12 protein-coding genes are annotated in these 12502 nt (G+C 68.5%); 5 read left to right on the top strand and 7 right to left on the bottom strand.

The window, feature by feature from the left end:
- Positions 1 to 19 precede the first annotated feature (19 nt).
- A complete protein-coding gene (locus ACIA58_RS18555) occupies positions 20 to 763 on the bottom strand; it encodes a hypothetical protein (protein ID WP_396404888.1) in 744 nt (247 codons plus the stop codon).
- An 86-nt stretch (positions 764 to 849) separates the two neighbouring features.
- On the opposite strand from ACIA58_RS18555, the gene ACIA58_RS18560 reads away from it, so the two are divergent.
- Complete coding sequence (locus ACIA58_RS18560; RefSeq protein WP_396404889.1) at positions 850 to 1458, top strand: TetR/AcrR family transcriptional regulator; 609 nt, start codon at positions 850 to 852, stop codon at positions 1456 to 1458.
- On the opposite strand, the gene ACIA58_RS18565 is transcribed toward ACIA58_RS18560, so the two are convergent.
- Both ACIA58_RS18565 and ACIA58_RS18570 read right to left on the bottom strand, forming a co-directional pair.
- Positions 1403 to 2098, bottom strand: coding sequence for an alpha/beta fold hydrolase (locus ACIA58_RS18565; protein ID WP_396404890.1), 696 nt, complete (start codon positions 2096 to 2098; stop codon positions 1403 to 1405). The genes ACIA58_RS18560 and ACIA58_RS18565 overlap by 56 nt on opposite strands.
- Positions 2095 to 3180, bottom strand: a complete 1086-nt coding sequence (locus tag ACIA58_RS18570) for a saccharopine dehydrogenase NADP-binding domain-containing protein (RefSeq protein WP_396404891.1) — start codon at positions 3178 to 3180, stop codon at positions 2095 to 2097. The genes ACIA58_RS18565 and ACIA58_RS18570 overlap by 4 nt, the downstream gene beginning before the upstream one ends.
- 103 nt (positions 3181 to 3283) lie before the next feature.
- On the opposite strand from ACIA58_RS18570, the gene ACIA58_RS18575 reads away from it, so the two are divergent.
- Positions 3284 to 3880, top strand: a complete 597-nt coding sequence (locus ACIA58_RS18575; protein ID WP_396404892.1) for a TetR/AcrR family transcriptional regulator — start codon at positions 3284 to 3286, stop codon at positions 3878 to 3880.
- Between the two features lie 41 nt (positions 3881 to 3921).
- Here ACIA58_RS18575 and ACIA58_RS18580 read toward each other — a convergent pair whose 3' ends face one another.
- Positions 3922 to 6660, bottom strand: a complete 2739-nt coding sequence (locus tag ACIA58_RS18580; RefSeq protein WP_396404893.1) for an AAA family ATPase — start codon at positions 6658 to 6660, stop codon at positions 3922 to 3924.
- A gap of 32 nt (positions 6661 to 6692) precedes the next feature.
- A complete protein-coding gene (locus tag ACIA58_RS18585; protein ID WP_396404894.1) occupies positions 6693 to 7685 on the bottom strand; it encodes an MBL fold metallo-hydrolase in 993 nt (330 codons plus the stop codon).
- Between the two features lie 124 nt (positions 7686 to 7809).
- On the opposite strand from ACIA58_RS18585, the gene ACIA58_RS18590 reads away from it, so the two are divergent.
- The gene (locus tag ACIA58_RS18590) at positions 7810 to 8382 is read left to right on the top strand and encodes a GNAT family N-acetyltransferase (RefSeq protein ID WP_396404895.1); all 573 of its coding nucleotides are present in this window, start codon (positions 7810 to 7812) and stop codon (positions 8380 to 8382) included.
- On the opposite strand, the gene ACIA58_RS18595 is transcribed toward ACIA58_RS18590, so the two are convergent.
- The gene (locus ACIA58_RS18595; RefSeq protein ID WP_396404896.1) at positions 8359 to 9351 is read right to left on the bottom strand and encodes an alpha/beta fold hydrolase; all 993 of its coding nucleotides are present in this window, start codon (positions 9349 to 9351) and stop codon (positions 8359 to 8361) included. The two genes, ACIA58_RS18590 and ACIA58_RS18595, sit on opposite strands and share 24 nt — an antisense overlap.
- A gap of 228 nt (positions 9352 to 9579) precedes the next feature.
- Between ACIA58_RS18595 and ACIA58_RS18600 the strand changes: the two genes are divergently transcribed.
- Both ACIA58_RS18600 and ACIA58_RS18605 read left to right on the top strand, forming a co-directional pair.
- Positions 9580 to 11064, top strand: a complete 1485-nt coding sequence (locus tag ACIA58_RS18600) for an MFS transporter (RefSeq protein ID WP_396404897.1) — start codon at positions 9580 to 9582, stop codon at positions 11062 to 11064.
- Positions 11061 to 11456 carry an NAD(P)/FAD-dependent oxidoreductase gene (locus tag ACIA58_RS18605; protein ID WP_396404898.1) on the top strand — a complete coding sequence of 132 codons (396 nt, stop codon included), beginning with the start codon at positions 11061 to 11063 and terminating at the stop codon, positions 11454 to 11456. Before ACIA58_RS18600 ends, ACIA58_RS18605 begins: the two co-directional genes overlap by 4 nt.
- A 280-nt stretch (positions 11457 to 11736) precedes the next feature.
- Here ACIA58_RS18605 and ACIA58_RS18610 read toward each other — a convergent pair whose 3' ends face one another.
- Positions 11737 to 12483 carry an SDR family oxidoreductase gene (locus tag ACIA58_RS18610; protein WP_396404899.1) on the bottom strand — a complete coding sequence of 249 codons (747 nt, stop codon included), beginning with the start codon at positions 12481 to 12483 and terminating at the stop codon, positions 11737 to 11739.
- Positions 12484 to 12502: the final 19 nt, after the last annotated feature.

Below are 12502 nucleotides of genomic sequence, written 5' to 3' on the forward strand. Positions count from 1 at the left end.
CCCGACCGCGAAGCGCCGCTCACATCATTCTGCTTCCGGCGCTCAGCCACTCCGAGAAGCTCGGGCCGATCACCTCCGCGTCCTTGCCGGGGACCAGCGTGCCGTCGCGGAACGCTCGCCCTGTCCGACCGGGGATGGGCAGAGGCACAGGCACTACGCCCTTGCCCGGAAGCTCCTTCGTCATGTCCCACAAGGTGGTGACCTCGGGGCCGGCGATCTCGAAGAACCGGCCGGTACGGCGCCCGACCGCGACGTCGGCGATGACACCGGCCACCGCGTCCAGGGCCACCGGCTTGATCGTCATCCGCGGCACGAGGCAGAACGGTCCCAGCTTCATCCGCTCGAGATTCTGACCCGGGAACTCGAACCACTGCGTCGAGCGCACGACGGCCAGGTCGTCGCTCTCGCTCCGCGCAACCCGCTCCTGGGCCGTCTTCCCGGCGAAGTACCCGTAGCCCTGCACTACCGGCAGATCGCAGTTCACGATCGACAGCAGGATGTGCCGTGCGCCTGATGCACGAGCAGCCGCGGACAGAGCCCGGGTCGAGCGGGTGAAGAAGTCTGTCGCCGCCTTCTCGCTCATCGCGAAGCGGCCGGTCGCTTCGACGATCACCTCCGCGTGCCGCAGGCGCTCGGTCGCATCATCTCGGAGTACGTCGAACCCGGTCGACCGGGAGAGCAGCTCCACCGTCGCGCCGCGCTCGACGAGCGCCCGCTCGATCGCCCGGCCGGACGACCCTCCGCCCACGACTGCAACCCGCATGGGATCCTCCGCATCATCGAACCCAACCGTGTCTCTATGATCGTAGAGACTCTATGATCATAGAGGAACCATCGGGAAGGAGCAAAGTGGCACGACGCGAGCAGATTGCCGAGGCAGGCGTGCGCCTGATCGCACGGAGCGGTGTCCGCACCCTCACCCACCTCCTGGTCGACAAGGAGGCCGGCTTACCCCGGGGATCCACGTCGTACTACGCACGCACCCGGCGCGACCTCACTGCTCTCGTCGTCGAACGCCTGTCGGACGACACCCAGTCCGACCTCGACGGCCTGGCCATTCCTCCGACCCTGTCTCACGCCCAAGCAGTTCAGGTCGTGGTGGAGCTCCTCGATCACCTCGCCCAGCGCGAGGATGCGCAGGCCGCGCGCTATGCCCTGCTGTTCGAGCTCCGGAACGACGACAAACTGCGCGCTCTGCTCACCGTCGACGCTCCCGTGCGCGAGATCCTCGTCGAGCAAGCCGAAAAGCTGTTGCAAGCAGTCGGTGTCGCCGACCCGTCACGGCACGCCACTGATCTCGTCGGACTGCTCGACGCACTGCTGATGTACCGCACGGCCCAGGCCGCACCCGTGGACGCCGCCAGGGTCATCGGCGCCTACCTCGAAGGTCTCCGGCAGTCGGTCAGGACCGCACGTCGACGTCGAGAAGGAGCGCGGCCAACTCGTCAGGGGCAGTGAGCATGACGTTGTGGGGTCCGTCGACGGCGACGGTACGATACCCGAGGTCCGTGGCGAGTTGCTCGAACGGATAGGTCTGCGGGCGGCAGAAGATGGCCGTCCCAGGGACCTTCTCGACGGCTCCGGTCAGTCGGGAGACGTCGGTGAACGTTCGCAGCGACTGGGGCCGCAGCCGGGCCGCGAGCCAGTCGGCGTCGCCCGGCTCGGTGATTCCGAAGGCGGCGGGCGCCGGCGCGGGGACATAGCGTTCGTCCCCGCCCGCCGTGACCATGGCGCGGATGGCGTCGACGAACGGCGCCGGTGCCAGCGTGAACACCCCGGCACCGTCCCCACCCGCCCAGCCGTCGATCAGGACGAGATGCCGGACCAACTCGGGACGCTGATCGGCAGCTTGGCGAACGACAAGTCCCCCGTAGCTGTGGCCGACCAGTACGAGCTCATCCTCGTCGCTCGACTCCGCCGCCGCGGAGTCGAGGACGCCGACGATCTCGCGGACATGGTCGTCGAGGCCCGGGCTGTTCGCCTCGGTCAGGGTCGGAGTGATGGTGCGGGCGCCCGCCTGGTGAAGCCGGGAGGCGACTCGCTCCCAGGCCCACGAGCCGTGCCAAGCGCCGTGAACCAGGACGAATGTGGTGGTCATCTGGACTCCTTCAACTGGTTGGTCTGGTGATCACGACTCGACTCGTCGGGCGAACGTCCTGCCGTTCCTGCGATGGGCTGCGGACGCGTGTCGGTGAAAGCGCCGAGCGTTGCGAGCTCCCGCAGGAATTCGAGCGGTTCGAACAGTTGCGCGGCGCTCCTGACGCCCCCGGTGTGCACCGGGCGATCGGCGAGCGCAAGCGCCGCTTGCATCGAGGTGAGTGCGCCGACCCGATAGATGTCGTTGCCTCGGAGGTAGCCGGTGCGCGTCTCGTCGCCGGCGGTCGCCTGGACGACGATGGTGAACGCCGATCCCCCGCGGTCGGCCGCCGCGATGGTCTCGCTGGTGAATACCGTCTCCTCCTGAAACGTCTCCGCGGTCATCAGGATGCGGACCGAGCGGGTGCTCAGGTGGCGCGGGATGGTGACGACCTCACCGGCCGGGTAGTTCGCCAGCATCGGCCTGGCACCGATCGGTGCGGGGAAGTCGAACGTCACCGGCGCGGCACCGCCGGACACCAGCCGGAACGCGCCGTCGTCATAGGTCGGCCGCTCGGAACTCGAAAGCTGCACGGCGGTGCTCTTCGACGCAGGGGTCATCCGCCAGCCGTTGACCGCGTAGGCGACCGTCACCGAGTCGAGCGGTCCTTGCCGCTGCGCCACCGCAGCCGCGAGCAGGTCGGCGATCGCCCCGTAGAAGCTCATGCCGGGGCTCACCAGCACCTTCGCCCGACCTGCCGGTGAGTCGAAGCGATCGAACAGATCCTTGACGTGCAAGGGCTCGGCCGCGTGATCGAGGTAGTGCGCCCCGGTTGCGATCGCTGCCCTGGCGACCGGACCACCGGATCTGGCGAACGGCCCCGCGCAGTTGATCACCACGGCCGCACCCGTCGCGACGGCCCGCAATGCCCGGTCGTCGTCCAGGTCGGCCACTCGCACCTGTACGCCTGCGCCCAGTCCCGCGGCCACCTGCTCCAGGCCGCCGGCGTCGCGCCCGGCCAGCACTACCTCTGCGCCCCTGGCAGCCAACTCAGCAGCCACCAACCGCCCGGTGTGCCCGGTCGCTCCGTACACCGCGATCACGAGACCCCCTTCCGCGTATCCATTTCGTACACTTCCAAACTTGAAGTATGTAAGTACACGAGGCAACATACATACCCAAAGTATGTTTGTCAAAGGAGATTCGATGGCCCGTCAGACGCAGGCCGAACGATCGGATGCGACCACTTCGGCCCTGGTGACCGCGGGTCTGTCGCTGTTCGGCCGGGACGGGTATGCCGCGACCTCCATGGACGCGGTCGCCGCCGCGGCCGGACTGACCAAGGGCGCGGCGTACCACCACTTCGGCGGCAAAGCCGCGTTGTTCCGCGCCGTCCTCGTCCGCCAGGAAGAGGTCCTGGCCAAGGCGCTGACCGCTGCCGCCGCGGCTGCTCCCGACAGCTGGACGGCGCTGCGCGCCGGCTGCCACGCGTTCCTGGAGCAGAGCCTGGACCCACAGGTACGCCGGATCGTGCTGCTCGACGGTCCCGCCGCGCTCGGTTGGGAGGCTGTTCGCGAGATCGAGTACGAGCACACCCTCCGGCTGCTACGGCTCGGCATCGACAACGCGACACGGGACGGCTTCATCAGGCCCGCCGACCCGGCCATCAGCTGCCAGCTCCTCTTCGGGGCGTTGTGCGAGGCAGGCATGCTGCTCGCTCGTTCCGACGATGCTGCCGCCACCCTCCCGAGAGTTGCCGCTGAGGCAGATCGACTCCTCCGGTCCCTCACGCTGTCCGACTGACCCCCGCCGCGTACGTCGGGTCCTGGTCGCGGTGTGAAGGCCTAGCCGTCCGGCAGCACCATCTGCGCAAGCTCGGCCCGGACCGTGATACCGAGCTTCGGATAGGCGTTGTAGAGGTGATAGCCCACCGTGCGGGGACTGATGAAGAGCTGCGCCCCGATCACCCGATTGCTCAGGCCGGTGGCGGCCAGCCGCACCACCTGCAGCTCCTGCGGCGTGAGCCGGCTGAGCAGGTCCGAATCACCGTCGGCCGGCAACACGGTCTCCCCCGCCGCCCGAAGCTCCGCACGCGCCCTGTCCGCCCAGTGCAGGGCGCCGAGCCGCTCGAACGTCTCCAACGCCGACCGCAGCTGGCCTCGCGCCGACGCGGGCCGCTTCACCCGGCGCAGCCAACATCCGAACAAGAACTCGGTACGGGCAGCCTCGAAGGGCCGCTGCGGATCTTGCGCGTGGAGAAACACGGCGGTCGCGTAGTGTTCCGCAGCCTGGTCCCCCTCACTGAGCAAGGCACGGCATCGCGACATGATCGCGTCCGACCAGGGCTGACGCACCTGGGCCGCCCAGCTCTCGAAGCGCTCCATCGGTCCGCGGGCACGCTCAGGCTGTCCGAGCCGTACCGCGGCTTCCACCTGGTCAGGCTGGCAGTACAGAACGATCATCGTGTGCCGCCGTGGCCCCATCCCGAGCTTTTCCATCCGGGCCAGGGCAGCTTCGTACCGGGCGTGGCCGAGATCGAGCTGGGTCAGCGCACACTCGCCCCAGGCAGCACTCGGACCGGAACCACAGGCCAGCGCGTCACCGCTCAGCGACCTGCAGCGGTCGTCGTTGCCCTCGATCGCCGCCAAGTAGGCGAGCACCCCACTCAAATGGCCGACGTGTTCCAGTTGACCCGTGTCTCGTGAGATCTGCAGGCCGTCCTCGCCGCTGTTCCATGCCGACCGATGCTGCCCGAGCAGCAACTGGGAGCGGGCCAGACGTGCGAGAACCTGTGGCAGCGCTGCGATGGCGCCCTGGTCCCGGCACTCCTTCTCCAGATCCGTGGCCAGGTCGAGTGCTGCTTCGAGATCGCCTGCCAGCATGTCCCAGCCCGTGATCCTGGCCCGTTCCGGCAGACCGATCAGATGACCTCGCTGGTGCAATCCGTCGTACAGGTCGCGCAGCGGTGACACCTCGGACCGTCCGCCACCTGCCGACAGGCCGAGGAGTCCGGAGGCAGCCGATCGCAAGAGCCGCGCGCTCTCGGCCGGTGGCTCAGGCAGGGCGACGAGCCGTTGCGCGGTCTCTTCGGTTGCTCGCACGTCACCGGTCGCCCAGATCGCGGTGAGTGCGTCGAACAGCAGGTAGACAGCGCTGTCGAGATCAGCGCCTGCCACGTCTTCGGCCTGCCCGACCAACACGTCGTACGCCGACCTGGGCTCGCCGCGCACGAAGAGTTCGGCAGCGCGCACTCGTGCCAGCGGTACCGACACCACCGGTTCGGCGCGTCGCAGCCCGGCCTGAGCCGCCAGCCGAGCAGCCTCGTCCTGGTCGCCCGCCTCGCTCGCCGCCTGAGCAGCAAGGGCCAGTCGGCGCGCCCGCTCGTCCTCGTCGGGGGTCAGTTGCGCGGCGCGCTTCATCGCCGCGACGACCGCCAGCAGATCGCCGTGCCTTCGGGCGTCGGCCGCTGCCTGCTCCAGCTCGCCGGCAACCGCCTCGTCGGGACCGGTGCCGGCTGCGGCCAGATGCCACGCCCGCCGAGCCTGCTCCACTCCGGCGAAGCCTTCCGCGAGCGCCTGATGCACCGTGATCCGCTGCGCGCGTGACGCGTTGCGATAAGCGGCCGTACGGACGAGTGGATGCCGGAACGAGATCTCGCCGTCGACCAGATCGACCAGGCCGGCGTGCTCCGCAGGATCGAGATCCGCCGGACCGGCGCCCAACGCCTGTGCGGCGGCCAGGACGACGTCCATCCGCCCGGTGTCGTCGGCAGCGGCAGCGAGCAGCAGCGCTCGCGTCGGAGGAGGCATTCGTTGCACCTGCACCTGGAAGGCCCGGATGACAGAACCACCCAGCCGCTCGAGGTCGGCGGGAATCAGGAACGGAGACGACCTGCCCGCTCGCTGGTCGGGTGTCATGGTGGCCGGAAGCTCGATCAGCGCCAGCGGATTGCCGTCCGCCTCCTCCACGATCCGCTCGGCGACAACCGCCGCAAGCGTGCCTTGCTCGGCCACCAGTGCTCGGGCCGCGTCGGGCTCGAGTCCACCCAGCCGCAATTCCTCGAGTCCCGGCGCCACGACGTCGGTGCCTTCGTCCCGGACGGCGATCAGCACGGCAACCGCGTCGGCATGTAGCCGGCGAACAGCGAACAGCAACGCGTTGCGCGACGCACGATCGAGCCACTGCGCGTCGTCGATCAGCAGGAGTAGCGGATGTTCCTCGGCGAGATCGGCCAGCAGCGTGAGGACAGCCAGTCCGACGAGGAACTGGTCGGAGCCCGCGGCCACGCCCTGCCCGAGGGCGGCACGAAGAACTGTTGCCTGACGATCCGGCAGGGCGTCGAGCCGGTGCAACTGGTGCCGAAGCAGCAGGTGCAGCCCGGCGTACGGAAGTGCGGACTCGGACTGGACAGCCGCACCCCGCAGGACCGTCGGACCACCCCACGCCGTCGCGGCGTAGTCGAGCAGGACGGTCTTCCCGATCCCGGCCTCGCCCCGGAGCACGAGCGCGCCGCTACGGCCGCGGCGCGCGCGGTCGAGCAGGTGGTCGATCACCATCCGCTCGCCGTCGCGCCCATAGAGCATGCTGTGCAAGATATCCGGCCGTTCGCGAACCGTCAGTTCCTGGCCTCGAGCAGTCGGTAGACGGCAAGGATGTTGAGCTTGTGCAGGTTGTGGCACAGCGCGAGGAACTGGTCGACCACGGTTTGCTGTGGCAGCTGGTACGTCGCAAGTCCGGCGAGCAGCCGTGGATCCAGCCCATCGTCGAACGGCGACGGGCACTGCTCGATCGTCTCCTCGACCGTGCGGCCGGAGTCGTGCAGGCTGGTCACGTCGGCGCGGAGCTGCCGCAGGTACTCGATCAACCAGGCGATCGACTCCGGGCCGTCGCCCATCGGGCCGTGTCCGGGGACGATCGTCTCCAGGTCGGGCAACGCCTTCCGCATCGCCGTCAGGGACTCGATATAAGGCTCCGGACCACCCTGCAACAGCATGTGCGCGGTACCGGCGGCACACAGGAAGTTGCCCGTCCACGCGGTCCTTGCCTCCGGCACGTACACGATCGTGTCGCCGGGACCGTTGCCCGGACCGAAGTGCCACAACTGCACGATCCGGCCGCCGAGATCGATCTCCGCGAACGACTCGAAGACGACGTCCGGGAGCCGCCAGCTCTGGTCGGCGTCGAGCAGCCGCTCGTCGCCGTACATGTTGCCCGCGCGGATCTTCTTCTCGAAGGCCAGGTCGGTCATGTTCGCCTTGTTCGCGCGCGACGAGATCACCGTCACCTCCGGCGGGAACGCCGCGTTCCCGAAGGTGTGGTCACCGTGATAGGTCGTGTTGACCAGGTAGCGCACCGGCCGATCGGTGCGGCCGGTGGCGAGCTCCTGGATCTGCCGTGAGACCTCCGAGGTGATGCCCGCGTCGACGACCAGCGCCGAGTGCTCGCCGACGATCAGCCCGTTGTTGTCCTTGGGCGGCAGGTTGGCCATCAGGGCCAGAACGCCGGGAGTCAGTTCCTGCGGCAGCAGCCGTAGTCCGACCGGGCTGAGGTTCGGTCCCTGGTAGCCTTCCGGACGCTCCGCGATCTCACGATCGGGGATGTGATTCATGTGATTCTCCCTGTCCGGGCACGAAACGTGACGTGCCCACTCGAATCTAGATCGCCGGCGACGGTCACGGATCTGTCGATCGACTGGGATGCGATCCCCGGCCGGCCATGGGTATCGTCGTGGCGTGACGCTCGCCCTGGTCGTGCCCACCGTCGAACTGCGCACCGCCTGGCTCGAGGCCCATGACGACTGGGGTCCGGGCCTCCACGAGGACGGGTTCGGCCTCGGCGCAACCGACGACGTCGGGTCGCCCGAGGGATTCGCTGCCTGGATCGAGCGGCTGACCGCTCGATCCGGCCGCAGCACCTGTCGCTGGATCGTCGAAGACGAACGTGTCCAAGGTGGTATCGCACTCCGCCACGAACTCGACGAGCGGACCGGTCATCTCGGCTATGGCATCCGGCCCTCCGCTCGCGGCCGCGGACTGGCCACCTGGGCTCTGGGCGGGATGCTCGACATCGCCCGCAGGCGCGGCTTGCCTCGACTACTTCTTGTCTGCGCGGACGGCAACCTGGCATCTGCGAAGACGATCGAGCACAACGGCGGCGTACTGGACGAGATCCGCCGCACCGAGCAGGGAAGCGTACGGCGATATTGGATCGAGCTCGACGCACCCGGGCCCGATGCGACTCGCCAACCACCTCCGGGTCACCCCCACTCGCTGGATCGAGGTTCAGGCCAGGAAGTCGATCAGTGACTTCGAGACCAGTTCCGGATCCTCCTCACACAGCCAGTGCAGGGCCTTGTCGATGGTGATGATGCCTCGGACGTCGGTCGCGATCTGCGGCAGCGTGTACTCGAACCACGGCCTGGTGTCCGGTGCGACCAGGCCCAGCAGCGGCATGGTGACCTTGGCGTAGGTCGCCATGTCGGCGATGTCTTGATGCACCGCCTGGTACCAGCCGTTCGATGCCCGGATGGCATCCGGGTGGTCGTACCACGACGTGTAGACCCGGCGATCCGCATCGGTGACGTTGTCCTGATCGCGCAAGCCGATGCCGTAGTGCCAGTCGATCAGGTACCTCGACCGGTCCCGCAACAACTGCTCGGGGAGTCCCTTCACCTGGTTGAAGGCGAACCACCACATGTGAACGCCCGCACCGGGCTTGGTCAACATGGGCAGGTCGTACAGCGTCTCGTCGGGGTGCAGAACATCCAGCAGGGCAACCCGGCGGGTCGCCGCGCCGTGGTTGGCGGCGAAGCTGAAGGCGACCATTGCCCCGATGTCATGGCCGGCGATGTTCACCTGGCGATAGCCGAGGCTGCGCACCAGTTCGTAGATGTCGCGGGCCATCGTCTTCTTGTCGTACCCGCCGGCCGGACGCTCCGAAGCCCCCATACCGCGAATGTCGACCACGATCACCCGGTAGTGGCGGGCCAGCAGCGGCATCACCTTGTGGTAGCTCCACCAGGTCGCCGGCCAGCCGGGCACCAGCACCAGAGGCTCTCCCTTGCCACCGGCAACATAATGCAGCCGTACGCCGTTCACCGTGGCGAAATGACTGTGGAAGTCGCCGTCCAGTCGCCTGGCGAGCATCTCGTCGTTCATCCCGGTCGCCGGCCGATCGTCGACGGCCACCGCCTCGCTCGCGGCGGTCGGCACCGACGCGACCCCGGCGGCCACCGCCGCGCCCGCGCCCAGGGTCAGGGCCTTCCTTCTGTTCATTTCCATGTGTGTGGCTCCTGCTCCTCGAGCGCCCCGAACAGGGCGATGGCTTGTGTTGGGAGACGGCGGGAGTGCGCCCGTCCGGGCCGTCGGAGTGTGTGTCCCGGCCGTTGGTGGTCTGACGCAGCCGGGCAGTTGAAGGTGACATCCGCGCCGGACCGGCGATACCTCTGCGTCGTCCGGCGCGTCAATGCAGCGAAGAACAATCTCCTCGGATCGGACCGTGTCATGACCGCACCAGACCACCATCTCGCCGTCGACGTTCCACCGGCCGGGCGTTCCGGGATCGCCTTGCTGGTCATCGCCGTCGCACAGTTGATGATCGTGCTCGACGGCACCATCGTGACGGTGGCCCTGCCGAGCATCCAGAACGGGTTGCACCTGGCCGGGCCGGACCTCAACTGGATCCTGACCGTCTACGCCCTCGCCTTCGGCGGCCTCCTGCTCGCCGGCGGCCGCGCCGCGGACCTGTTCGGTCGCCGGCGGATGTTCCGCCTCGGTCTGATCGTCTTCGCCGCCGCGTCGCTCCTCGGCGGCCTGGCCACCACCGGCGCCGTACTCATCGTCGCCCGGGCGCTACAGGGCCTCAGCGCGGCGATCATCGCCCCCACCGCACTGTCGTTGCTCGCGGCCACCTTCCCGGCGGGACCCCGACGTACCAAGGCCCTGGGCGTGTACGGCGCGATGGGCGCGCTCGGATCCGTCGTCGGACTGCTGGTCGGCGGGGCACTCACGGAGTACCTCAACTGGCGATGGATCCTGTTCGTCAACATCCCCATCGCCTTGATCCCGCTGGCGGGGTCAGGCGTCTTCAGCCCGGGCGGCGCGCGACGCAGCGGAGTCGACCTCCCCGGCCCACTGACTGCGACGCTCGGATTCGGCGCGCTCGTGCTGGCCGTGAACCAGGCCGATCAGGAGGGGTGGACGGCCCCGATCGTCCTCGGATCCGCCATCGCCGCCTTCGTCTTGCTGACCGCGTTCGCGCTGCTGCAGCGGTTCGGCACCGACCCGATGGTTCCGCCCGCGATCCTCGCGAACCGCGGCCGCGCCGGCGCCAACATCGTCATGCTCCTGATGGGCGCCGGGATGCTCGCCACGTTCTACTTCCTCACCCTGTACATGCAGGTGGTGAAGGACTACTCACCGATGCTGACCGGCGTTGCCTACCTGCCGTTCGCGGCTGGGATGGGCATCGGCGCAGGATCGGTCGGACCCGCGCTGCTGGCCAAGAGCTCTGTTCGTGTCGTGTCGGCATCCGGGATGGTCGTGGCCGCCATGGGGATGGTCTGGTTCGCGATGCTGTCTCCGCACCAGAACCCGTTCGCCGTACTCCTTCCCGCGCAACTGGTCGCGGGCGCAGGCCTCGGTATGGTGATGGTCGCGATCACGATCGCCGGCGTACAGGACGTCCAACCCCGCGACACCGGAGTCGCGGCAGGACTCATCAACACCAGCCAGCAGATCGGTGGAGCCATCGGACTCGCCGTTCTCGCCTCGGTTGCCACCCAGATCACCGAGGGCCGGGCCGCCGGCACCACACCGCCTGCCGCTCTGACCAGCGGCTACACAGCCAGTCTGCTTGTCGGCGGCGGACTGTACCTCCTCGGCGGCCTGGTGGCGGTTGTGACCTTCGCCCGGACCGACGAGCCTCGAACCGGCGGCCCGGACGACGTTTCGCAACCGACGCTGTCGCGCGACGTCGATGCCCGATGACCGGCACGGTCGTTGTTGGTGCCGGGATCACTGGAGCCTCGCTGGCCTACCATCTGGCGTCGCGCGGGCAGAAGACGATTGTGCTCGACGCCGACCTGCCTGGATCAGGCGCGACCGGCGCCTCGTTCGCCTGGATCGGGCGCCCGTCCACCAGCGCGCTTCCGTCGGCACCCCTGCGGTACTTGGCCCTGGACGAGTTCCGGCGCCTCGAGCAAGAGGTCCCGCAGCTCGCGATCCGATGGTCCGGAGCCCTGACCTGGGACGCGTTCGCCGATGACGGGGACGAGGTCGACGCGGCCCAGGTCGAAGCCCTCGAGCCCAACCTGGTCGAGCCGTCCGCGGGGGCGCATTTCAACAAGGACGACGCGGCGTCCGAACCACTACGGGCGTGATACCCGCGAGCACCGTGGTCCTTGCCGCCGGCAACGGGGCGGGGTCACTGTGCCGGAGTATCGGGCTCGAACTTCCGGTCGCACCCTCGCCGGCCATGCTGGTTCGCCTGCGCACCACTCCGGGCCTCGTCCAGAGGATCGTGGCCCGCTCCGATCTCGAGGTTCGCCAGCAAGCCGACGGCACCCTGATGGTCGTCATCGAGTACCGCGGCGAGAACAGCAGTACGGCGCTCGCCGACGCCGCACGCACGGCCCGGCAGCGCGTGGCCCCTTCGACGCCCTACCAGGGCAGCGGTCCCTGCTCCTGGGAGAACGACGCCGTCGGCCCGTCCGGACCGAGGGTCGCCAGCCGGACAGCCTCCGAGGCGCCCTGTTCCGCGGTTCGGTAGCCCTGGAAGTTGTTGATCGCCGTCGCGCACCAACCAGGATCCATGGCGTTCACCTTCACCGGCGTGTCCCACAACTCCTTCGCGTACGACACGGTGAGCATGTTCAAGGCGGCCTTGGAAGCGTTGTACGCCGTGTCGTGCAGCGCCCAGGTCGGGGCGTCACGGTCCAGCATGCGCTCCATCGAGCCCAGTTCGCTCGACACGTTGACGATGCGTCCCGCAACGGACCGGCGCAGCAGGGGAAGCATCGCGTTGGTCACAGAGATGACGCCCAGGACGTTCGTCTCGAACGTCTGGCGTGCGACATCGACCGGAGTCGCGCTCGGCAACAGGTCGGGGGCCCCGAGCACTCCGGCGTTGTTGACCAGGATGTCGAGTACGCCGTACTTCTGCTCGATCCATTGGGCTGCCGCCCGGACGCTGTCCGGGTCTGTGACGTCCAATCGGACGAAGGGCTGCCCGAGACGTGCGGCGGCCGCCGTGCCGCGGTCGGCATCACGCGCGCTCACGATGACCCGAATGCCGCGTTCAGCCAAGATGCGCGCCGTCTCGAAGCCGATACCTTGACTCGATCCGCTGACCAAAGCTGTCGGGCAGCGAGTGCCTCGGCTTCCGTCGGAAAGGACTTCCTGTGTCATGACTGACTCCTTCTGGAGG

This window comes from Kribbella sp. NPDC051586, from assembly GCF_044453965.1.
Lineage (GTDB): Bacteria > Actinomycetota > Actinomycetes > Propionibacteriales > Kribbellaceae > Kribbella.